The sequence below is a fragment of the Brevundimonas sp. TWP2-1 genome (assembly GCF_049897645.1).
Classification (GTDB): Bacteria; Pseudomonadota; Alphaproteobacteria; order Caulobacterales; family Caulobacteraceae; genus Brevundimonas.
The window spans coordinates 911,083-930,978 of the sequence record NZ_JAFCWR010000002.1 but is presented as its reverse complement, the minus strand read 5'-3'; the positions used below and the strand labels follow the sequence as shown (position 1 = coordinate 930,978).

The 19,896-nt window shown below is 67.5% G+C and carries 25 protein-coding genes; 13 read left to right on the top strand and 12 right to left on the bottom strand.

Features of this window, described 5'->3' with window-relative positions; genetic code table 11:
• The first annotated feature begins 59 nt into the window (after positions 1-59).
• Both ACP7BH_RS14960 and ACP7BH_RS14955 read left to right on the top strand, forming a co-directional pair.
• Positions 60-266, top strand: coding sequence for a hypothetical protein (locus tag ACP7BH_RS14960; protein ID WP_425986494.1), 207 nt, complete (start codon positions 60-62; stop codon positions 264-266).
• Positions 266-847: a ClpP family protease gene (locus tag ACP7BH_RS14955; RefSeq protein ID WP_425986492.1), complete on the top strand. Its 582-nt coding sequence runs from the start codon at positions 266-268 to the stop codon at positions 845-847. Before ACP7BH_RS14960 ends, ACP7BH_RS14955 begins: the two co-directional genes overlap by 1 nt.
• A gap of 13 nt (positions 848-860) precedes the next feature.
• Here the strand turns inward: ACP7BH_RS14955 and hslV are convergent, their stop codons facing one another.
• Complete coding sequence (gene hslV / locus ACP7BH_RS14950; protein ID WP_425986490.1) at positions 861-1,421, bottom strand: ATP-dependent protease subunit HslV; 561 nt, start codon at positions 1,419-1,421, stop codon at positions 861-863.
• 133 nt (positions 1,422-1,554) lie between these two features.
• Here hslV and ACP7BH_RS14945 point away from each other — a divergent pair, with 133 nt between their 5' ends.
• From ACP7BH_RS14945 to ACP7BH_RS14935, 3 genes are all read left to right on the top strand, one after another.
• Positions 1,555-1,956, top strand: a complete 402-nt coding sequence (locus ACP7BH_RS14945) for a BLUF domain-containing protein (protein ID WP_425986488.1) — start codon at positions 1,555-1,557, stop codon at positions 1,954-1,956.
• A gap of 117 nt (positions 1,957-2,073) precedes the next feature.
• Positions 2,074-2,484, top strand: a complete 411-nt coding sequence (locus ACP7BH_RS14940) for a BLUF domain-containing protein (protein WP_425986486.1) — start codon at positions 2,074-2,076, stop codon at positions 2,482-2,484.
• Positions 2,485-2,529: 45 nt separating this feature from the next.
• On the top strand, positions 2,530-3,267 hold the full coding sequence (locus ACP7BH_RS14935) for a HesA/MoeB/ThiF family protein (RefSeq protein ID WP_425986484.1): 738 nt from the start codon (positions 2,530-2,532) through the stop codon (positions 3,265-3,267).
• A gap of 3 nt (positions 3,268-3,270) precedes the next feature.
• On the opposite strand, the gene ACP7BH_RS14930 is transcribed toward ACP7BH_RS14935, so the two are convergent.
• A complete protein-coding gene (locus ACP7BH_RS14930) occupies positions 3,271-3,522 on the bottom strand; it encodes a hypothetical protein (protein ID WP_409719555.1) in 252 nt (83 codons plus the stop codon).
• 120 nt (positions 3,523-3,642) lie between these two features.
• Between ACP7BH_RS14930 and ACP7BH_RS14925 the strand changes: the two genes are divergently transcribed.
• A complete protein-coding gene (locus ACP7BH_RS14925; protein WP_425986482.1) occupies positions 3,643-4,851 on the top strand; it encodes a DUF6880 family protein in 1,209 nt (402 codons plus the stop codon).
• On the opposite strand, the gene ACP7BH_RS14920 is transcribed toward ACP7BH_RS14925, so the two are convergent.
• The gene (locus ACP7BH_RS14920; RefSeq protein ID WP_425986481.1) at positions 4,848-5,834 is read right to left on the bottom strand and encodes a 2-hydroxyacid dehydrogenase; all 987 of its coding nucleotides are present in this window, start codon (positions 5,832-5,834) and stop codon (positions 4,848-4,850) included. The two genes, ACP7BH_RS14925 and ACP7BH_RS14920, sit on opposite strands and share 4 nt — an antisense overlap.
• A gap of 68 nt (positions 5,835-5,902) precedes the next feature.
• Here ACP7BH_RS14920 and ACP7BH_RS14915 point away from each other — a divergent pair, with 68 nt between their 5' ends.
• The 4 genes from ACP7BH_RS14915 to ACP7BH_RS14900 all read left to right on the top strand — a co-directional run bounded on the left by ACP7BH_RS14915 (position 5,903) and on the right by ACP7BH_RS14900 (position 9,813).
• A complete protein-coding gene (locus ACP7BH_RS14915; RefSeq protein WP_425986479.1) occupies positions 5,903-6,475 on the top strand; it encodes an SH3 domain-containing protein in 573 nt (190 codons plus the stop codon).
• 69 nt (positions 6,476-6,544) lie between these two features.
• Positions 6,545-7,078, top strand: a complete 534-nt coding sequence (gene fabA, locus ACP7BH_RS14910) for a 3-hydroxyacyl-[acyl-carrier-protein] dehydratase FabA (protein ID WP_425986477.1) — start codon at positions 6,545-6,547, stop codon at positions 7,076-7,078.
• A 64-nt stretch (positions 7,079-7,142) separates the two neighbouring features.
• Positions 7,143-8,360, top strand: a complete 1,218-nt coding sequence (fabB, locus tag ACP7BH_RS14905) for a beta-ketoacyl-ACP synthase I (protein WP_425986475.1) — start codon at positions 7,143-7,145, stop codon at positions 8,358-8,360.
• A 394-nt stretch (positions 8,361-8,754) separates the two neighbouring features.
• Positions 8,755-9,813 (top strand): aspartate-semialdehyde dehydrogenase, encoded by a 1,059-nt coding sequence (locus ACP7BH_RS14900; RefSeq protein WP_425986473.1) that lies wholly within the window; start codon positions 8,755-8,757, stop codon positions 9,811-9,813.
• An 18-nt stretch (positions 9,814-9,831) separates the two neighbouring features.
• On the opposite strand, the gene truA is transcribed toward ACP7BH_RS14900, so the two are convergent.
• Positions 9,832-10,575 carry a tRNA pseudouridine(38-40) synthase TruA gene (gene truA, locus ACP7BH_RS14895; protein ID WP_425986471.1) on the bottom strand — a complete coding sequence of 248 codons (744 nt, stop codon included), beginning with the start codon at positions 10,573-10,575 and terminating at the stop codon, positions 9,832-9,834.
• Between the two features lie 12 nt (positions 10,576-10,587).
• Here truA and ACP7BH_RS14890 point away from each other — a divergent pair, with 12 nt between their 5' ends.
• Positions 10,588-10,830 carry a hypothetical protein gene (locus ACP7BH_RS14890; RefSeq protein ID WP_287396799.1) on the top strand — a complete coding sequence of 81 codons (243 nt, stop codon included), beginning with the start codon at positions 10,588-10,590 and terminating at the stop codon, positions 10,828-10,830.
• On the opposite strand, the gene fmt is transcribed toward ACP7BH_RS14890, so the two are convergent.
• From fmt to ACP7BH_RS14850, 8 genes are read right to left on the bottom strand one after another with little or no spacing between them, the layout of a single operon-like run.
• Complete coding sequence (gene fmt, locus ACP7BH_RS14885; RefSeq protein WP_425986468.1) at positions 10,822-11,745, bottom strand: methionyl-tRNA formyltransferase; 924 nt, start codon at positions 11,743-11,745, stop codon at positions 10,822-10,824. The genes ACP7BH_RS14890 and fmt overlap by 9 nt on opposite strands.
• 18 nt (positions 11,746-11,763) lie before the next feature.
• Entirely contained in the window at positions 11,764-12,042 is a 279-nt protein-coding gene (locus ACP7BH_RS14880) for a hypothetical protein (protein ID WP_236547456.1), read from the bottom strand.
• Positions 12,042-12,620, bottom strand: coding sequence for a peptide deformylase (gene def / locus ACP7BH_RS14875; protein WP_425986466.1), 579 nt, complete (start codon positions 12,618-12,620; stop codon positions 12,042-12,044). Before def ends, ACP7BH_RS14880 begins: the two co-directional genes overlap by 1 nt.
• 44 nt (positions 12,621-12,664) lie before the next feature.
• Positions 12,665-13,066 (bottom strand): acyl-CoA thioesterase, encoded by a 402-nt coding sequence (locus tag ACP7BH_RS14870; protein ID WP_425986464.1) that lies wholly within the window; start codon positions 13,064-13,066, stop codon positions 12,665-12,667.
• A 33-nt stretch (positions 13,067-13,099) separates the two neighbouring features.
• Positions 13,100-13,669, bottom strand: a complete 570-nt coding sequence (locus ACP7BH_RS14865) for a hypothetical protein (RefSeq protein WP_425986462.1) — start codon at positions 13,667-13,669, stop codon at positions 13,100-13,102.
• 2 nt (positions 13,670-13,671) lie between these two features.
• The gene (locus ACP7BH_RS14860) at positions 13,672-14,844 is read right to left on the bottom strand and encodes a polysaccharide biosynthesis/export family protein (RefSeq protein ID WP_425986460.1); all 1,173 of its coding nucleotides are present in this window, start codon (positions 14,842-14,844) and stop codon (positions 13,672-13,674) included.
• Between the two features lie 60 nt (positions 14,845-14,904).
• Positions 14,905-16,158 carry a glycosyltransferase family 4 protein gene (locus ACP7BH_RS14855; RefSeq protein WP_425986459.1) on the bottom strand — a complete coding sequence of 418 codons (1,254 nt, stop codon included), beginning with the start codon at positions 16,156-16,158 and terminating at the stop codon, positions 14,905-14,907.
• Between the two features lies 1 nt (position 16,159).
• The gene (locus ACP7BH_RS14850; RefSeq protein ID WP_425986457.1) at positions 16,160-17,152 is read right to left on the bottom strand and encodes a KpsF/GutQ family sugar-phosphate isomerase; all 993 of its coding nucleotides are present in this window, start codon (positions 17,150-17,152) and stop codon (positions 16,160-16,162) included.
• 198 nt (positions 17,153-17,350) lie between these two features.
• On the opposite strand from ACP7BH_RS14850, the gene otsB reads away from it, so the two are divergent.
• A complete protein-coding gene (gene otsB / locus ACP7BH_RS14845) occupies positions 17,351-18,079 on the top strand; it encodes a trehalose-phosphatase (protein ID WP_425986455.1) in 729 nt (242 codons plus the stop codon).
• 4 nt (positions 18,080-18,083) lie between these two features.
• Positions 18,084-19,868 carry a glycoside hydrolase family 15 protein gene (locus ACP7BH_RS14840; protein ID WP_425986452.1) on the top strand — a complete coding sequence of 595 codons (1,785 nt, stop codon included), beginning with the start codon at positions 18,084-18,086 and terminating at the stop codon, positions 19,866-19,868.
• Positions 19,869-19,896: the final 28 nt, after the last annotated feature.

Sequence of the window (19,896 nt, the reverse complement as noted above, 5' to 3'; positions counted from 1 at the left end):
ACGCAAAGAGAAATCGCAATGCGGCGGAACCTGGGCGCGGGTTTTTCGTTGTTGAGGCCATGACGCCGCACGCCCTTCTCGTACCCCGCACCTGCAACACGTCGGACCGACGCACGATCCGCTGGTGGGAGTGCGAACTGGTCGATACGGACGGGTCGCGACACGTCCGGGACCAGGCCTTCTTCTCCATCGGCGAGGCGAAATCCTGGGCCTCGGCGCAGGGGTATCCCGTCAGCGAAGACGCCTCGTCGTCCCGCGAAGTCTGATGACCAGGGCGGCGCCGAAGGGCGTTCTGACCGCAGAAGCCTTCGATACGCCGCGCATCCTGCTGGCCGGCGCGGTCGATTACGCCATGTACGAACGCTTCAGGCGGCAGATGACTGAGGCGCCGGACAGCGGCCTGACGGTCATCGAGCTATCGACCCTGGGCGGCGATCCGGAAGTGGCGCGGATGATGGGCGAGGATGTCCGGTTCCAGAGCGACATCAATCCTTCGCGGCGGCTGGTCTTCCTTGGCAAGGCGGCGATCTATTCCGCCGGAGCCACCTTCATGAGCTTCTTCGCCGTGGAGAACCGCTATCTGACACGGGGCGCGCGGGTGATGATTCATGAGCGCAAGATGGACAAGCAGCTGCACGTCACCGGGCCGCTGACCACCTGCATCGCCTCGGTTCGGGCGATGCTGAACGAGCTCGAACACTCCATCGCCATCCAGAACGAGGGGTTCGAGAACCTGGTGCGGGGATCCTCCGTCACCATGGAGGAGGTGCTGAAACGCGCCCCGGCCAACTGGTATATCGAGGCCCAGGAGGCCAAGGCGCTGGGCCTGATCGCGGAAGTGATCTGACACGGCGGCCGGATCAAGCCTGAAGCGTTTCCACCGTCAGATTGCCGTTGGTGTAGACGCAAATCTCTGCGGCGATCTTCATGGCCTTGCGGGCGACCTGTTCGGCGTCCAGCTCGGTCTCATCGATCAGTGCGCGGGCGGCCGACAGGGCGTAGTTGCCGCCCGAACCAACAGCGGCGACGCCGTACTCCGGCTCCAGCACGTCGCCGACGCCGGTCACGGTGAAGATGGACGACTTGTCCGCCACCAGCAGCATGGCCTCAAGCCGGCGCAGATAGCGGTCGGTGCGCCAGTCTTTGGCCAGGTCCACACAGGCGCGGGCCAGCTGGTCAGGATACTGCTCCAGCTTGGCCTCCAGCCGCTCGATCAGGGTGAAGGCGTCGGCCGTGGCCCCGGCGAAGCCCGCCAGCACCTTGCCGCCGGCCAGCACCCGCACCTTGCGCGCCGCGCCCTTGACGATGGTCGGCCCCATGGAGACCTGGCCGTCGCCTGCGATGACGGTGCGGCCGTTCTTGCGCACCGCCAGGATGGTTGTGCCGTGCCAGTCGGGGAAGTTTGAAGCGCTCTGTGTCATCCCCGTCAGATGGCGCGCCGGGCGGCGTGCATCAAGTCCGGGGTCGATTGGGATAACGGCGTCTTATTTTGACCCCAATAATGGCTAGAAGGCGCAGATCATCTCAATGATCGGCGCTATCGGGGGATAAGTCGTGCTTTATCGCATCGTTTTCGTGAGTGAAATGATCGGTGCGTCAGGTCGTGACGTGCAGTCGGTCGCAGAAATCCTCGGCGTGTCGGAGCGCAACAACCGTCGCGACGAGATCAGCAGCGCGATGATGTTCCACGACGGCGAAGCGGCCCAGGTGGCGGAAGGTGCGCGGGCCGACCTGGACCGGCTGCTGACGCGCCTGTCGAACGATCCGCGTCATCGCAACCTCCGCGTTCTGGAAGATCGTCCTGTGATGCAGCGCCGGATGCGGGACTCAGCCCGGTTGCGCGCCCTCAACGACGCCCAGGCCCGTGACATTCTGCATGGTCGGCGATTGAGCGATCTGTCCAGCGCGGGGCTGGAAAAGCTGCTGTCGTGCGAACACGTCACGATGGCCGCCTGAACCGGCCCCTTAGCCCGGCCCTTCTGACCCGGCCCATAGGCTGGCGCCTTCTGTTAACCCTCATCGCCTAGCTGTCGCGATGTCGGGCCTTGGCCCTGAGTTGCGTACAGAGTGGGTATGGCGTTGTTCCGTATTGTCTATGTCAGCGAGGCGACCGGGCTGGTCGGTTCCGGCCTGATGCCCCTGATCGACATCATCGGCGTGTCCGAACAGAATAATCGTCGCGACCATCTGACGGGTGTGCTGATGCGCCACGACGGACGGTTCCTGCAGGTTCTGGAAGGCGCGCGCGCCGATCTGAACCGCGTCATGGGGCGGCTGAGCCAAGATCGCCGCCACGAGAATCTGCGGATCGTGTCCGACCAGTCGGTCGCGGAGCGTCTGTTCCCGAACTGGGCCATGGCGCGGCTGGAGACGACGCCCGAGGCCGAGGCGTTCATGGCCTCGGACCTGATGCAGCCCGACGCGGCGGTCCATGCGGATCGCGTTCTGGCGCGCCTGGTCGAGAGAATGGCCGACGCCGTTTGACGCGGCGCCCCTCGCGCCCCGTCGTCGGCAGGGCTAGATAGGGCGGTGATCTTTTCCGAAGACGAAGTCGAACGCTATGCGCGGCATCTGGTCCTGTCCGAAGTGGGCGGGCCGGGGCAGCAGGCGCTGAAACGCGCGCGGGTGCTGATCGTCGGCGCGGGCGGCGTGGGATCGCCAGCGGCGCTATATCTGGCGGCGGCGGGCGTCGGGACGCTGGGCCTGATCGACGACGACGTGGTGGGCCTGTCCAACCTGCAGCGCCAGATCGCCTTTTCCACTGCGGAGGTCGGCCGGCCCAAGGTCGAGGCGGCGGCTGAACGGCTGGGTGGTCTCAATCCTCATGTGACGGTCGAGACCTTCGCCGAGCGGCTGACGCTCGACAATGCAGCGGCGCGGGTGGCCGCGTTCGACATCGTGCTGGACGGCACCGACGATTTCCAGACCCGGCTCTGGGTCAATGCAGCATGTGTGGCGGTGGGCAAGCCGCTGGTGTCGGGGGCGTTGGGCCGTTGGAATGGTCAGGTCGGGGTGTTTGCGGGCCGGCCCTGCTATCAATGCCTGACGCCGGAGATTCCGCCGGACGCGGAAACCTGCTCGCGCGTCGGGGTGGTCGGGGCGCTGGCGGGCGTGATCGGGTCGATGGCGGCGCTGGAGGTGATCAAGCTGATCACGGGGGCGGGCGAGGCCCTGACCGGACGGCTGCTGCTCTATGACGGTCTGGCGGGCACGGCGCGCACCGTGCGGGTGGGGGCAGACCCCCATTGCCACGTGTGCGGCGGCTGAGCCTCAGGCGGCGGTGGCGAAGCGGATGTCGGCCAGGTCCAGATCCGGCAAGGGCGCGGCGAAACCCAGGGCGGGATTGCTGAGCACCGTCACCAGTCGTTCGCCGCAATACAGATACAGGGTCTCGAACCCGACCCAGTTGCGGGCGATCCCCTCCAGCGCCTGATTGGCAGCCGTGTCGTTGGCGGCGTCGAGCACGCAGATGTCCCGCACCGGAACGCCGGGCAGGTTGACGATGCAATAGTAGGAGTCCAACGCAACACTTCCTCAGACAGGTCGCCGGAAACGAAGCCCGCTCGCGGCGGTTCCTCCCCTGCCCGTGGTTTTCGACAGCCGTGTGAGTCCGGTCCGACAGACTTGTGAAAAGGAGGCCCGATGGCCCGACGTCCCGCCTCGCCCAAACGCCTGAACGCCGCCAATCTGAGCGGGTTGGGGGCTGATCGCCTGGGCGAGCTGCTGATGCAGGCGGCCGACGCGGACGCCATTCTGAAGCGCCGTCTTCGGCTGGTGCTGGCGGCCGAGGCCGGGCCGGACCTGTTGGCGCTGGAACTGGACAAGCGTCTGTCGACCATCGCCACCAGCCGCGCGCGGGTGTCGTGGCGCAAGCGCCCCGACCTGTTGCGCGATCTGGACATCCTGCGCGGGGCCATCGTGGACGATCTGGCCGTGGCGGCGCCGGGGCAGGGGCTGGAGCGGCTGATCGCCTGGTTCGACCTGTTTCGCGGTCTGGCGACGCGGGTCAAGGATCAGAAGGGCGAGGTGGCGGCCGCGTTCGAGACGGCGGCGCCGGACCTGTGGCGGGTTGCCGGGGCTGCGGTTCAGGCCGACGAGAAGGCTGTCGCGCCGCTGGCTCAGGCGGTGGAGCGTCAGCCGCTGGAATACGCTCGCTGGATCGGGGCGGGCGGCGAGGAACTGACGGCAGACCTGGCCAGGCGGCTGCTGGACCCTCTGGACAAGACATCGAGCGCGCGCGGGATGCGGACGGTGATGCGGCGGCTGGCGGATCGGGCGGGCGATCTCGATTTGTGGCTGTCGCTGACCACGCCGGAGGAGCGGGGCTCGCCGGATTTCGCGGCGGTGATGGCCAAGCGGTTGCTGGTCGCCGACCGCATCCCAGAGGCGCGACAGGCGCTGGAGGCGGCGCTGGCGCCGTCGGCGGGCAATCGGCGCTGGACGTTCGGGCGTTCGCCCCAGGCCGGCCCGCCGAGCCTGACGCCAGCCTGGGAGGCGACCTCGATCGACCTGCTGGAAGCCGAGGGCCGCAAGGACGAGGCGCAGGAGCTTCGCTGGGCCATGTTCGAACGCGACCTGTCGGCGCCGGTGCTGAGGGCCTATCTGGCGGGCCTGCCGGACTTCGATGACGTCGAGGCGCTGGACCGCGCCTTGGCCCACGCTGCCACCTATGCCGATTTCGAGACGGCGCTGGGCTTCCTGATGGACTGGCCCGCGCACAGAGAGGCGGCCGACCTGGTCGAGCGCCGCATCCGCGAGGTCCGAGCGCCGCTGCCGTTGAAGACGGACTGGGCGGCGCGGCTGGCGCAAAAATACCCCGATGCGGCCGAGCGGTTGCTGGCTGCGCCCTAGAGCATCGCTGGAATGACGCGGTCCGGCGGGCGGTGGCCGTTCTGGTAGGTCATGACGTTGGCGATGACCCGGTCGCCCATGTCCTGGCGGGCCTCCAGGGTGGCCGAGCCCAGGTGGGGCAGCAGGACGACGTTCGGCTGGCCCAGCAGGCCGGGGTGGATGTCCGGCTCGTTCTCGAACACGTCCAGGCCGACGCCTGACAAGGCGCGCATGGCCACGGCCTGAGACAGGGCCGCCTCGTCGATCAGTTCGCCGCGCGCGGTGTTGATCAGGATGGCGTGGGGCTGGAGCCGGGCCAGACGCTCGGCCGACAGCAGGTGATGGGTGTCCTTCGTCGCCGGACAGTTCAGCGAGACGATGTCCATCCGCGCCAGCATCTGGTCCAGATCGTCCCAATAGGTCGCGCCCAGTTCTTCCTCGATCAGGGCCGGGACGGGTTTGCGGTTATGATAATGGACCTGGAGCCCGAAGGCCTTGGCGCGGCGGGCCAGGGCCTGGCCAATCCGGCCCATGCCGACGATGCCCAGCCGCTTGCCCCACAGTTTGCGGCCGCACATCCAGGTGGGGGTCCAGCCCTCGAACCGCCCTTCGGCGACCACCTGGGCGCCCTCGACGATGCGGCGGCTGACGGCCAGGATCAGGCTCATGGCCAGGTCGGCCGTGTCCTCGGTCAGGACGCCGGGGGTGTTGGTGACGATGATGCCGCGCGCCACGGCGGCGTCGATGTCGATATGGTCCACCCCGGCGCCGAAGTTGGCGATCATCTTCAACTGCTCGCCCGCGTCGTTGATCAGGTCGGCGTCGATGACGTCGGTGATGGTCGGGACCAGAACCTCGGCGCGCTGGACGGCGGCCTGGAGCGCGGCGCGGTCCATCGGCTGGTCCTTCAGGTTCAGTTCGGCGTCGAACAGCTCGCGCATCCGCGTTTCCACCGCGTCGGGCAGGCGTCTGGTTAATACGACCTTAAGCTTGCGGGCGGACATTGCGGGCCTTGGTTTGCGGGCGGCGATTCAGACGGATCGAAAGCCCGCGCGACGGGTCGTTCCATTCAGTGTCTAGCAAAGCCGCCGCCATCTTCCAAAGCCTGCGACGCCGCACCGCCGTCGTTCTGGCGATTCTCGGTCTCGGGGTGATGGCGAGCGGGGGCGCGACCATGCCTGACGGCCGCCCGACCCCGACCGGGCTGGAGGTGCCGCGCTGGATTTCTCTGAAGTCCTCGCACGTGCGCGCCCGTCAGGGGCCGGGGCTGGATTATCCGATCCTGTGGGAATACCGCGCCGCCGGCCTGCCGGTTCAGGTGATCGCCGAGACGACTGAATGGCGCAAGATCTGCGATCCGGACGGCGCCGTGGCCTGGATCCACCGCACCGTCTCGTCGGGGCGGCGCTATGTCTTCAACACGACCGCTCAAGAAGTGCCGATCCGCTCAGGCCGGTCCGAGACGGCCTCGGTGCGCGCGCGCCTGTCGCCGCGCGCCCTGGTGCTGCTGGACGAATGCGAAGAGGGCTGGTGCAAGGTCCGGGCGCGGCGGCTGGAAGGCTGGGTGGCGCAACGGGCGGTGTTCGGAACCCAGGAAAGGGCGCTGTGCAACGCCAATCGGCCGGCGGGCACGGGGCGCAACTGACCGCACGCTGTTGAGCGAAGCGGCGCGGTCGTGTAACCCGCGCGCAACGTATCAAGAAACGGAAGCGCCTTGACCCAGTCCCAATACCCTTCGTCCTTTGATCATGAGGCCCTGCTGGCCTCGGGCCGCGGCGAACTGTTCGGTCCCGGCAACGCCCAGCTGCCTGCCCCTCCGATGCTGATGTTCGACCGGATCACGACGATCAATGCGGACGGCGGCGAGCACGGCAAGGGCTATGTCGAGGCCGAACTGGACATCAATCCCGAGCTCTGGTTCTTCCAGTGCCACTTCATCGGCGACCCGGTCATGCCCGGCTGCCTGGGCCTGGACGCCATGTGGCAACTGGTCGGCTTCTACCTCGGCTGGATCGGCGGCCCGGGCCGCGGCCGCGCCCTGGGCGTCGGCGAGGTCAAGTTCACGGGTCAGGTCACGCCCGACATCAAGAAGGTGGTCTACAAGATCAACCTGAAGCGCGTCATCAACCGCAAACTGGTCATGGGCATCGCCGACGGCGTGCTGGAGGCCGACGGTCAGGTCATCTACACCTGCAATGACATGCGGGTCGGCCTGTTCGGGGCCAAGGATGAGGCGGCGGGCGCTTAAGCCCCTATATAACCGCGAACAAGGCGGAAGACCCTCGGGTCGAGAAGCATCAGAAGGAAACACCATGCGTCGTGTCGTCGTCACTGGCCTGGGCATCGTCTCCTCCATCGGTCACGGCGCCGAAGAGGTCACCCAGTCCCTGCGCGAAGCCCGTTCGGGCGTCGTCCATGCCCCCGATCACGCCAAATACGGCTTCCGCAGCCAAGTCTGGGCGCCGCCCAAGATCGGCCCGTGGGAGGAACTGGTGGATCGTCGCGCGGCCCGCTTCCTGGCCAACGGCACGGCCTGGGGGCACATCGCCTTCGAAGAGGCGCTGAAGTCGTCGGGCATGACGGCCGACGAGATCAAGGACGACCGCATCGGTCTGATCGTGGGCGAGGGCGGTCCCTCGACCCAGGTCATCCTGCAGGCCGCCGCCACCACGGTGGAGCGCGGCTCGCCCAAGCGCATCGGCCCGTTCGCGGTGCCCAAGGCCATGGCGTCCGGCCCGTCGGCTGTTCTGTCGACATGGTTCCAGATGCGCGGCGTCAACTATTCGATCAGCTCGGCCTGCGCGACCAGCGCCCACTGCATCGGCGCCGGGGTCGAACAGATCCAGTGGGGCAAGCAGGACGTGGTCTTCGCCGGCGGCTGCGAGGACATCGACTGGTCCATGTCGAACATGTTCGACGCCATGGGCGCCATGTCGTCCGACTTCAACGACAATCCGTCGGTCGCCTCGCGCGCCTATGACGTCAACCGCGACGGCTTCGTCATCGCCGGCGGCGCGGGCATCGTGGTGCTGGAGGAATACGAACGGGCCAAGGCGCGCGGCGCGACCATCTATGCCGAAGTCACCGGCTACGGCGCCAATTCCGACGGTCACGACATGGTCGCCCCCTCTGGCGAGGGCGCCCAGCGCTGCATGAAGATCGCGCTGGAACAGGCCGGCAATCCCCGGATCGACTATCTGAACCCGCACGGCACCTCGACCCCGGTCGGCGACTCCAAGGAAATGGAGGCCGTCCGCGCCGTCTTCGGCGACCAGATGCCGATGATCTCCTCGACGAAGTCGCTGACGGGCCACTCGCTCGGCGCGGCGGGCGCGCAGGAAGCCATCTACTGCCTGTTGATGATGCAGAACGGCTTCGCCGCCGAGAGCGCCCATATCGAGACTCTCGATCCGGCGTTCGAGGGCATGCCGATCCTGCGTCAGCGCCACGAGGGCGAACTGACCCACGTCATGTCAAACAGCTTCGGCTTCGGCGGCACCAACGGCACGCTGATCCTGTCGAAGGTCTGACCCTCTACCGATTACCCGTCATCCCAGGGCTTGTCCCTGGGATCTAGACGCCCGGTGTTCAACGATGGCGCACCCTGCGGATGGACCGGGAGTCTGGATCCTCGCCACAAGGGCGGGGATGACGAAGTTTTTGCGCGCGGGACTCTCAATGGGGGCGCCCGCGCCCGATCATTCTCAACTTGGCTGTTTACACGACCGATTCTCACCCTTAGAGAGCGTCGCCGTGACCCAGCGCCTGACCAAAGCGATGACCTCGAAAACCACCGGCTTCGGCGGGGCGGTTTCGGGTGTGCGCAAGGTCTGAAGCGCCGAACCCCGATCCCGAACCCCGCCGATGCGCGGGGCGGTCGATCCGGCTGAACCCCGCGCCTCCATCCTTCCAGGAGACGCCTGAATGTCCTTTTCCCCGTCCAATCCGCCGCATGTCGGCCCCGTCCACTTGGGTATCGTCGGCGCCACCGGCCTCGTCGGCGAGATGATGCGCGGGCTGTTAGCCGAGCGGAACTTCCCGCTGGCCTCACTGCGCCTGTTCGCCTCGGCCCGGTCGGCGGGCAAGACGATCCGTTTCAGCGAGACCGACATCGTGGTCGAGGATGCGGCCAGCGCCGACTACGCCGGTCTGGACATCGTCTTCTTCTCGGCCGGCGGCGATACGTCCAAGGCTTTGGCGCCCAAGGTCGCGGCGGCCGGGGCGGTGGTGATCGACAACTCCTCGGCCTGGCGCTCTGACCCCCAGGTCCCGCTGGTGGTCGCCGAGGTGAACCCCCACGCCCTGGCCAACCTGCCCAAGGGGATCATCGCCAACCCCAACTGCACCACCATGGCCGCCATGCCGGTGCTGAAGCCCCTGCACGATGCGGCGGGCCTGAAGCGTCTGACCGTCTCGACCTATCAGGCCGTCTCGGGCGGCGGGGTCGAGGGGATCCGCGTGCTGGAGGACCAGGCGCGGGCGGCCGTGGGACAGGGCGCCGCCTTGGCCCGCGACGGCGGGGCCGTGGACTTCGGCGCGCCGGAAAAGTGGGTCGTGCCGATCGCCGCGAACGTCGTGGCCCTGAACTACAGCCTCGGTGAGGACGGCTATACCGATGAGGAGTTGAAGCTGCGCGACGAGAGCCGCAAGATCCTGGAGATCCCCGGCCTGCCGGTGTCCGGCACCTGCGTGCGCGTGCCGGTCTTCACCGGCCACTCGCTGTCGATCAATGTCGAGTTCGAGCGGGCGCTGTCGGCGGCCCAGGCGTTGGAACTGCTGGCCCAGGCGCCGGGCGTGGTCGTCACCGCCGTACCGAACCCGCTGGAGGCGGCGGGACAGGACCCTGTCTTCGTCGGCCGGGTGCGTCCCGATCCGACGGTCGAGCACGGCCTGGCCCTGTTCGTCTCAAACGACAATCTGAGGAAGGGCGCGGCCCTGAACGCGGTGCAGATCGCCGAGGTTCTGGTGCAGCAGCGCGGCTGACCAGTCTCCAAGCGGGGTTCAGTCGTAGCGCACGCCGCTGAGATAGAGCCCCGCCGAGGGGGCGACGGGACCGCACCGGGCGCGGTCCTTCGCCTCCAGCGCCGCCTTGACGTCATGGGCGGTCCAGCGCCCCAGACCCACCTCGACCAGGGTCCCGGCCATCGACCGAACCTGGCGGTGCAGGAAGCTGCGGGCCTGGAAGACCAGATGCACCTCCTCGCCGAAACGGCTGACGCGGGCGACGTCCAGGGTCTTGACCGGCGACTTGGACTGGCAGCCCACGTCGCGGAAGGTGGTGAAGTCGTGCAGGCCGACCAGGACCTGGGCCGCATGGTGCATGGCCTCGGCGTCCAGGCTCTTCTTGACGTGCCAGACCCGGTCGCGCTCCAGCACCGGCTGGGGGCGGCGGTTCAGGATCCGGTACAGATAGCCCCGGCCGGTGGCCGAGAACCGCGCGTGCCATTCGGGATCGGGCGCATAGTCCGCAGACAGGACGCAGACATCCTGCTTGATCAGATGGGCGTTGATGGCGTTCAGCACCGTATCGACCGGCCAGTCGCGGTCTAGATCGGCATGGATGACCTGGGCGGTCGCATGAACGCCGGTGTCGGTGCGGCCGGCGGCGGCGATGCGGATGCGCTCGCCCGAAAAGGCCAGTATCGCGGCCTCGACCGCGCCCTGAACCGTCGGCTGGTCCTCTTGAGCCTGAAAGCCGTTGTAGGCCGTGCCGTCGTATTCAATAGTCAGTTTGTACCTAGGCACTCAGGACTCCACATGGCCGTCATCGACCAGTTCCAGCCGCTCGATAGAGAGCGGGAGCTCAAGCTGCACCCAACTCACGTCGTCGGCCACTATGGCGTTTTTAAACGTGATGGCCGCGCCTTTTTGCAGATCGACACCCTCGGATCAGCAGATAGAGCCAAACCGAACAGCCAGAGCCAGACTTTTCAGCTGACCTCGGACAGCGCCAAGGCTCTTTGGGAAATCCTAGGCCGCGAGTTCAATCTCTCAGCCTAATATGGTCCCGGCCGGCAGGGAAAAGCCGCGCAGCATCTCCTCGGCCGACTGCGCCGCCTTGCCCTCGCGCTGAACCCGGATCAGGCGCACGGCGCCGGTCCCGCAGGCCACGGTCAGGGCGTCGTCCAGGGTCTCGCCCGGCGCGCCCGAACCCGCCGCCAGCGCCGATAGCAGGGCCTTGATCCGCACTGGCCCCGCCTCAGACGGGGCCTCGAACCAGGCGCCGGGAAAGGGCGACAGGCCGCGGATATGGGCGTCCACCTCGGCGGCCGGACGGGCCCAGTCGATGCGGGCTTCGGCGGGGGTGATCTTTCTGGCGTAGGTCGGCTCGCCGACTTGCTCCGACGCGGTGACGCTGCCGCGCTCGATGGCGGCCAGCGCCCGGGGCCACAGGCCGGCGCCGACATGAGACATGCGCTCGGACAGGGTGGCGGCCGTATCGTCGGCGCGGATGTCCATCAGCTCGGTCAGCAGGATGGGGCCTTCGTCCAGGCCGACGCCCATCTGCATGATCTGGACGCCGGTCTGGGCGTCGCCGGCCATGATGGCGCGCTGGATCGGGGCGGCGCCACGCCAGCGGGGCAGCAGCGAACCATGAAGGTTGAAACAGCCCAGGCGGGGCGCATCCAGCACCTCGGCCTTGAGGATCTGGCCGTAGGCGACGACGCAGGCGGCGTCGAGGTCCAGGCTCTGGAAGTCGGCGATGGCCTCGGGCGACTTCATGCTCTCGGGCGTGAAAACGGGCAGGCCCATGGTCTCGGCGAAGGCGTGGACCGGCGACGGCGTCAGCTTCTGGCCCCGGCCCTTGGGGCGCGGCGGCTGCGAATAGACGGCGACGATCTCGTGACCCGAGGCGATCAGCTCGGCCAGAGACGGCACGGCGAAGTCGGGAGTTCCCATGAAGGCAAGGCGCATGGGCACGCCTTTAGAGGTTTACTGCCAGCGGGTGAAGACGCCGCCGCCCTCGTCCCACTCGCCGCCCGCATCCAGGGCGTCGTCGAAGTCGAGCAGCTTGTCCAGCAGCAGGCCCGCCACCACGCCCAGCAGGGCCACGCCGGCCAGGGTCGCGACCCCGGCGACGCCGATCTTCTGGCTGCGGGTCAGGCGACGACGGCCCGAGGAATCGATGATCAGCGAGCGGCCGCGCGGAATGGACGGCGCGATGCGGCGCGCGGCGCGTTCGATACGTTCGGGGCGGACGATCTTGGTCATCAGGCGGCGATCCTGTCGCGGGCGGCCTTCTTGACCTTGGTCACGGCGCGATCCCGCTTGAGACGCGACAGATGGTCGATGAAGAGCACGCCGTTAAGGTGGTCCATCTCGTGCTGGATGCAGACGGCGTAGAGACCCTCGGCCTCTTCCTCCACCGACTGACCGTCACGGTTCAGATAGCGAATGCGGACGCGGGCCGGGCGTTCCACCTTGTCGAAATACTCGGGGATCGACAGGCAACCCTCTTCGTAGGTGTAGAGCTCGTCCGAGGTCCACAGGATCTCCGGGTTGGCGAAGAAGCGCGGGTTCTTGCGCGCCTCGAACGCCTCGGGCGTGTCTTCTTCCTCGGTCTCGGGGATCGTGCCGTCACGATCGCCCAGATCCATGACGATGACCCGGTCCAGGGAGCCGATCTGCACGGCGGCCAGGCCGATGCCCGGCGCGTCGTACATGGTCTCCAGCATGTCGTCCATCAGGGCGCGGACGGCGTCGTCCACCGCCGCGACGGGCGTGGAAACCTGCTTCAGGATCGCCAGGTCGGCGGCGTTGTCGATGGTGAGGATGCGTCGGATGGCCATGGCCGGGACGTAAGCCCGCCCCGGCGTCAGGTCAAGATTTGCGCCTATTCCTTGCCAGGAAGCGCGCGCGGTTTGCGGTGCTCGTCGATGGCGACATAGGTGAAGACGCCTTGAGTCACGCGGACGGACGCGGCCTGGGGCTGGCCCCGCGCGCGCTTCCAGGCCTCGACGTGGACGCGGATGGAGGTGCGGCCGGTGCTGACGACATGGGCGTAGATGCTGACCTCGTCGCCGACCGAGACGGGCTGGTGGAAGACCATGCCGTCCAGCGCCACTGTGGCGCAGCGTCCGCAGGCCAGTTCAAACGCCGGCGTCGCGCCCGCCACGTCCATCTGCGCCAGCAGCCAGCCGCCGAAGATGTCGCCCTCGGGATTGGTGTCCGCCGGCATGGCGATGATGCGGCCGACGGGCTGGTACTCGGGCGGGTGTTCGGGGGCGTCGGACATGAAAGAGGCCTGCTGTTCGGGGAGGCGGGCTCTCTAGCGCGGCTTTTGCGGCTTGTCGCCTTTGAGCGATTTTGTTCGCGCAGGCACAGACAAGGCCAGGCGAGAGGTTCGCACGGCCTGGGCGTCACGCAGCGCACGCCAGGCGGCGCCAAGCTCCATCGCGGTGAGAAGGTGATCCTGGGTCAGGATTTCCCGCCGGGAGTTTCGCAAGGCTGCGACATCGCTCAGCAGATGGGCGGCGGCGCGGAGGTCTTCGCGCTCCGAGCGCGCGCCCAGATCCTGAAGTGGGGCGAACCGCCAGCCCTTTTCCGGCGGATATTCCAGCGCGAGGGCGAACCGTTCGGATGGCCCAATGTCGGCGGCCAGAAACGTCCAATCCTCGCTGTCGGGCTCGCGCTGGTAGTGACCGGGCCGCGTCGGCAGGCCGGCGCCGGCGTAGATGTCGAGCGCGCCGGTCTCGATCTCGTCCAGCGCCAGGCTGAGAGCGTCGGGTTCGGCGGGGTCCAGATCGGCGGGGCGTTCGAACGGGTCGACGTGGTCTTCAGCAGGCGCGGCGGGCCTGCGTGAAAACAGTCCCGACAGCAATGCCCGCCGTCCGGCCATGATCAGTTGTTCAGGGTGCTGGTCACCGACACATCGTAGACCACGCGGGTCAGGCTCTGAACCACCTCGAAGAATTTGCGCAGCTCGGCGGCGCCGGCCAGGGGCACATAGATCACGTCTTCCGGCATGACCTGCATGTTGGTGGCGGCGAAGACGTTGGCGGCGTCGCTGAAGTCCAGCTCATAGACCACCGGCACGCCGCGCGGGGTGGCGGGCTGGGTGATGCCCAGGGCCTGGGCCACCTCGGGACGTTCGAAGCGGAAGATCAGGACGCGACGGGCGTTGGCGGTGTTTGTGTTCAGCCCGCCCACCTTGGACATGGCGCCGGTCAGGGTCATGGGGCCGGCCGGCATGTCGACCTGGGCCACGGCGTTCAAACCACCGAAGGTCGAGAAACGGCGAGGCTTGTACTGGACATTGACCACGTCGCCGCGTTGCAGGCGGACGTTCTCGCCGAACTCGGTCGTCACAGCCGACAAGGGGGCGGTGTAGGTTTGGCCTTCGCGCTGGATCGAGATGATCAGGTCGTCCGTGGTGCGGGCCGAGCCGCCGGCCGCCGCGATGACGTCCAGGATGCGGTCGCTGTTGACGCCCAGGGGCGCACGGCCCGGCTGGCGCACGTCGCCAAGGACGTTGACGGTGTTGGAGGCGTTGCCCGCGATCGACACCAGAACCTGGGGGTTGGCGACCTTGCCGACCAATGCGCGTCGGATGGCCGCCGCCGCCTGGGTCGAGGTCAGGCCCTGGACGCGAACCTGACCGCCGAACGGAATGGCGACCGAGCCGGAGCGATCGACGACGGCGCCCGGCAGGGCCTGGTTGCCGCCGGACAGGGTCGTGTTCGTGCGGCTGGAGGACGAAGAGCCGGAGCCCAGGGTTCCGCCGAACAGCGAGCCGGAAGGGTCGAAGATCGAAATCGCCAGGGTGTCGCCTTCGCCGATCACGTCGGCGGGCTGATCGCTGGATCCGGCGGCCAGCGTGCCGAAGAACTGCGGCGGCACCTGTTTCATCCGCTCGGTGACCTCATAGGTCAGCGGCACCAGAGCGTAGCTGCCCAAGGCGGAAGCTGTGGTGGCGCCGGCGTTGACCGAGGCGCCCGACGGTCCGTCGCGCGGCAGGGTGGAGCAGCCGCCCAGAATGGCGACGATGGCGAGCGGCAGGATGGTGCGAGTCATGAAGCGCGATAGCCCTTGTTCGCGGATTGATTACAAGCCTTTGAACGCGCTCGCCAGAGGCTAGGCGTGTTCAAGGCCGATCGCGTCGGCGACGATGCGGAAATGCCCCGGCCAGTCCGGGGCGACATAGGCCGGCGGCGAGGCCGAGGCCGCCTGCGTCGCGCGCTCGATGGCGGCCAGCCATCCCAGGCCGTCCAGCGGGTCGATCAACTCGGCGTTCGGCGTCAACTCGCGGTGCGGCGGAATGTCGGAGGCGATCAGGGGCAAACCCATGGCGCAGGCCTCGACCGCCGGCAGGTCGAACCCCTCGACGGAGGAGGGGGCCAGCACCGCGCGGGCGCCGCGCATCAGACGCGCGAGGACGGCGTCGGACAGGTTGGAGGCCTGATGCACCACCCCCTGCAGATTGGGCGAGCGTTGCAGGTGGTCCAGCACAGCCTCGTTCTCCCAGCCGTAGCGGCCGACCAGCACCAGTGACGGGGTGCGCTCGCCCAGCCGCTCCTCCAGCCGGCGCCACAGCGTCAGCAGAAGGGCAAGGTTCTTGCGCGCCTCTATGGTGCCGACATGGACGAAATAGGGGCGTGACGCCGCGACAGCGTCGCCGGCGACGAAGGCCGGCTCCAGCCCAAGGTGGGCGACGTGGATGGGTGGCTGGGGCAGGCCTTCACGACTTGCGAAGGCGCGCAATTCTTCGCCTGTGTAGGCCGAGTTGACGATGATCCGGCTGGCGAGGCGCAGGGTGTTGGCGACGCGCGCATGATGTTTCTCGCCGTCGCCAGGGCGGCAGAACTCGGGATGGGTCACAGGGATCAGGTCGTGGATCAGAACGACCCGCTCGATTCCGGCCGCCTGAAGATCTTCAAGCGCCGCAGGATCGTGCAGGGTGGTGTGCCCCACGGTCAAATAAAGGTCGGCCTCCGGCAAAGACTTGGCATGACGGGACCGAAAGAACTGTTTCAGCACGCGGGTCTTGTCGGCGGGCTTCTCCTGAACGGGGGCCGGGGGCGCGCCCAGCACCGATGCGGCGGGTCGCGTCTCTGAGGTCAGGGCCGCCAGCAGTCGCTGTTCGTGCGCCAGATCGGCGGGCGAGCTGGCCGCCCCGTTCCATTTGGCCCGCAGGTTCACGACGAAACGTCGGAACCAGTCGATCTCGACGGCGACGAGCCGGTTCTTGCGACCCCGCACCGGAATGGTCGTCACGTTGGGCGAGGCGAGCAACCATTCCGCATAGGCCAGACAGACCCGGTCCACGCCGGTCGGGGCGGAGCGATCTGCCCGGCTCATCAGCCGGCTGGCGTCATAGAGAATACGCATGTCAGGCGACGTAACCGGCCTGCATCAGTTCGGCGACATGGACGATGGCTGTAGGCTTTCCGTCCTCGATCACGAACAGGTTGGCGATCTTGTTGGCGGTCAGCAGGTCCACGACGTCGCTCATGCGGGCGTCGGGATCGACGGTGATCGGGTTGGCGCCCATGATGTCGGCCGCCGTCAAGCGAGTGGTGTCGCGCTGGAAGGCGCGGCGCAGGTCGCCGTCGGTGACGATCCCCGCCAGGGTTCCATCGTCATTCAGCACGGCGACGGCGCCCTTGCGGCCCTCGGTGACGGCCGACACCACGTCGCCGAAGCTGGCGGTCAGCGGCACGCTGGCCGGAGCGGCGGCGTTGTCGCCCATCCATTCGCGCACGCTCTGCAGGCTCATGCCCAGGGCGCCGCCGGGGTGGTGCAGGCCGAAGTCCATCGCCGTGAACTCGCGACGATCCATCAGCACCATGGCCAAGGCATCGCCCAGGGCCAGTGCCATCAGGGTCGAGGTCGTCGGCGCCAGGCCGTTGGGGCAGGCCTCCGCCACCTTGGGCATGGTCAGGCAGACGGCGGCGTTGCGGCCAAGGAAGCTGGCGGGGCGTTGGGTGATGGCGATGACGGGGATGCCGTTGCGCTGGCAATAGATCAGCGGGTCGCGCAGTTCGCGGCTCTCGCCCGAGTTCGACAGCGCCAGCAGGGTCACGTCGGGGCGCAGCATGCCCAGGTCGCCGTGGCTCATTTCAGCCGGGTGGACAAAGAAGGCGTTGGTGCCGGTCGAAGCCAAGGTCGCGGCGATCTTGTTGCCGATATGGCCCGACTTGCCCATGCCGGTGACGACGACATAGCCGGGCCGGCTCATGATCACATCGACGGCGCGGGCCATCGACACATCGATCGAACGCTCCAGCGCCTCCAGCGCCTCGATGTTCAGTCGGACGACCTCGCGCGCGCGGTCGGTCATGCCGGCGATGTCTTCGGGGGTCGAGTGAACGATCTCGGTCATGCTTTGACGGCCCGCAACCGGGCTCTCCTTCTTTGACGTGCGCGATCCACCGTGACTGCTTGGCGCGCGCCGCCCTCCTTTCAGACGACTTTGTCGGTTTCTGGTCAACCTTTGCCGCATTGGCGCGTTAGGATCGTCGGGGAAGCCAAACAAAGAGTCTGATCGTCAATGCCGTCTCATGCCGGAGCCGCTTCGCTATTGCTCCCGACACCGCCTGTCGTCGCCGACGGGATCGCCCTGTTTCTGGACATGGACGGCGTCCTGGCGCCGATGGCTCCGACGCCTGACGCGGTTCTGCCCACAGCGCGACGCACGTCGGCGCTGAAGGCGGTCGAGGCGCGCCTGTCCGGTCGCGTCGCCATCGTCAGCGGGCGCACCATCGCCGAGATCGACCGCATCTCCGACCACGCTCTGGTGTCTGGCTCCGGTGTGCATGGGCTGGAGCGTCGTCTGAAAGACGGCTCGATCCAGCGAAAGACGGCGGATGCGGGGGTCGCCGAGGCGATGGAGGCCTTCGAGGCCTTTGCCGCCGACCGACCCGGTGTCATCGTCGAGGACAAGGGTGTATCGGTCGGCCTGCATTACCGACAGGCGCCAGACGAGGCGGGCGCCGCCAAGGCGCTGGCCGCCGAGCTTCAATCCGAAACCGGCCTGACGCTTCAACCCGGCCATATGGTGCTGGAACTGAAGACTCCGGGGGCCGACAAGGGCACGGCTGTCACCGCCTTCATGCAGGAGGCGCCGTTCAAGGGCGCGGTTCCGGTCATGCTGGGCGACGACCTGACCGATGAATACGGGTTCGAGGCGGCGGCGGTCCTGGGCGGCTATGGCGTGCTGGTCGGACCTGAACGCGAGACGGCGGCGCGTTACCGCTTAGATGATGTCGACGCCGTACTGACCTGGCTTGAAGCCGTAGCGAAGGCCTGAACCGATGAAGCCCAATCTTGATCTTTTCCCCATCGGCAACTGCGGCGTCAGCGCCCTGATCGACCGTCAGGGCCGCTTCGTCTGGGCCTGTGCGCCCCGCGTGGACGGCGACCCTGTCTTTTCCGCCCTGATGGACGGCGAGGAACCCGAGCACGGTTTCTGGGCCATCGAGATGGAGGGGATGACATCGATCGAGCAGGCCTATGTCCGCAATACCCCGGTGCTGCGCACGGTGATGACGGCCGAGGACGGGTCGAGCGCCGAGATCATCGACTTCGCTCCGCGCCATCCCAAACATTCGCGCACCTATCGCCCGCTGGCCTTTGCGCGGATGGTGAGGCCGCTGTCGGGCACGCCGCGCATTCGGGTCAGGCTGCGTCCCTCGACGGACTGGGGCGCGCGGCCGGCGCCGCATACCTCCGGCTCCAACCACGTCCGCTATATGTGCGCCGACGTCACCTTCCGCCTGACGACCGATTGTCCGGTGTCGCACGTGCTGGAAGAGCGGGTGTTCCGCCTCGAACGGCCGCACGCCTTTTTCCTGGGTCCGGACGAGGGTTACGACCAGGATGTCGGTCACGGGGTCCAGGGCGCGTTGGATCGCACCGTCGCCTATTGGCAGGACTGGGTGCGCAAACTCTATCTGCCGCTCGACTATCAGGAGGCGGTGATCCGCGCGGCGATCACGCTGAAGCTTTGCGCCTATGAAGAGACCGGCGCCATTGTCGCCGCCATGACGACCTCGGTGCCCGAGTTCAAGGAGAGCGGGCGCAACTGGGACTATCGCTACTGCTGGATCCGCGACGCCTATTACACGGTGCGGGCGCTGAACCGGCTGGGTGCCGTGGATATTCTGGAGAACTACCTCGTCTATCTGAGGAATCTCGTCGACGATTCCGCCGGCGGTCACGTCCAGCCGGTCTATGGCGTGGGTCTGGAGCCGGGCATCGGCGAAAGCATCGTCGATTCCGTCGAGGGTTATCGCGGCATGAAGCCGGTGCGGATCGGCAATCAGGCGCACGAGCATCTGCAACATGACGTGTACGGACAGATTGTCCTGCCGTTGGTCCAGGCCTTCTACGACGTGCGCCTGTTGCGCCCTGGCACGCTCGACGACTTCCATGCGCTGGAGACCATCGGCGAGCGGGCCTTCGCCATGCACGACAAGACCGACGCGGGCCTGTGGGAGTTCCGCACCATCGCGCGGGTCCACACCTATTCCTCCGTCATGTGCTGGGCCGCCTGCGACCGTCTGGCCAAGGCGGCGGACCATCTGGGCCTACCGGATCGGGGCGAGTTCTGGCGCGAGCGGGCGCGGATCATCCGCGAGCGGATCGAGGCCGAGGCCTACCTGCCCGACGAAGGCCGGTTCGCCGCCAGCTTCGGCGGGCGCGAGCTGGACGCCTCGCTGCTGCAGATGACCGATCTGGGCTTCCTGGAGGCGCATGATCCGCGTCAGGTCGCCACCTTCGACGCCATCGAGCGCGATCTGAAGAAGGGGCCGTTCCTGTTCCGCTACGTCGAGCCGGACGACTTCGGCGAGCCCGAGACGGCGTTCAACTTCTGCACCTTCTGGTTCATCGAGGCCCTGCACCAGAACGGCCGGATCGAGGAGGCGCGCACCATCTTCCAGGAAATGCTGGACCGCCGCACGGCCGCAGGCCTGTTGAGCGAGGACATCTCGATCGACGACGGCGAACTGTGGGGCAACTATCCGCAGACCTATTCGCTTGTCGGGATCATCAATTGCGCCGTGCTGTTGAGCCGTTCGTGGACCGATGTGCGTTAATATCCGGACCCCGGGGCTGGGGTCGCCG

Coding starts and splice junctions, on each gene's coding strand:
- ACP7BH_RS14865 (WP_425986462.1), bottom strand. CDS start 13,669: ATGGCCGGACGGCGGGCATTGCTGTCGGGACTGTTTTCACGCAGGCCC.
- ACP7BH_RS14870 (WP_425986464.1), bottom strand. CDS start 13,066: ATGTCCGACGCCCCCGAACACCCGCCCGAGTACCAGCCCGTCGGCCGC.
- ACP7BH_RS14850 (WP_425986457.1), bottom strand. CDS start 17,152: ATGACCGAGATCGTTCACTCGACCCCCGAAGACATCGCCGGCATGACC.
- ACP7BH_RS14890 (WP_287396799.1), top strand. CDS start 10,588: ATGGCCGTCATCGACCAGTTCCAGCCGCTCGATAGAGAGCGGGAGCTC.
- fmt (WP_425986468.1), bottom strand. CDS start 11,745: ATGCGCCTTGCCTTCATGGGAACTCCCGACTTCGCCGTGCCGTCTCTG.
- ACP7BH_RS14855 (WP_425986459.1), bottom strand. CDS start 16,158: ATGCGTATTCTCTATGACGCCAGCCGGCTGATGAGCCGGGCAGATCGC.
- ACP7BH_RS14960 (WP_425986494.1), top strand. CDS start 60: ATGACGCCGCACGCCCTTCTCGTACCCCGCACCTGCAACACGTCGGAC.
- hslV (WP_425986490.1), bottom strand. CDS start 1,421: ATGACACAGAGCGCTTCAAACTTCCCCGACTGGCACGGCACAACCATC.
- ACP7BH_RS14920 (WP_425986481.1), bottom strand. CDS start 5,834: ATGTCCGCCCGCAAGCTTAAGGTCGTATTAACCAGACGCCTGCCCGAC.
- ACP7BH_RS14940 (WP_425986486.1), top strand. CDS start 2,074: ATGGCGTTGTTCCGTATTGTCTATGTCAGCGAGGCGACCGGGCTGGTC.
- ACP7BH_RS14925 (WP_425986482.1), top strand. CDS start 3,643: ATGGCCCGACGTCCCGCCTCGCCCAAACGCCTGAACGCCGCCAATCTG.
- ACP7BH_RS14880 (WP_236547456.1), bottom strand. CDS start 12,042: ATGACCAAGATCGTCCGCCCCGAACGTATCGAACGCGCCGCGCGCCGC.
- ACP7BH_RS14860 (WP_425986460.1), bottom strand. CDS start 14,844: ATGACTCGCACCATCCTGCCGCTCGCCATCGTCGCCATTCTGGGCGGC.
- ACP7BH_RS14900 (WP_425986473.1), top strand. CDS start 8,755: ATGTCCTTTTCCCCGTCCAATCCGCCGCATGTCGGCCCCGTCCACTTG.
- def (WP_425986466.1), bottom strand. CDS start 12,620: ATGGCCATCCGACGCATCCTCACCATCGACAACGCCGCCGACCTGGCG.
- ACP7BH_RS14840 (WP_425986452.1), top strand. CDS start 18,084: ATGAAGCCCAATCTTGATCTTTTCCCCATCGGCAACTGCGGCGTCAGC.
- fabB (WP_425986475.1), top strand. CDS start 7,143: ATGCGTCGTGTCGTCGTCACTGGCCTGGGCATCGTCTCCTCCATCGGT.
- ACP7BH_RS14955 (WP_425986492.1), top strand. CDS start 266: ATGACCAGGGCGGCGCCGAAGGGCGTTCTGACCGCAGAAGCCTTCGAT.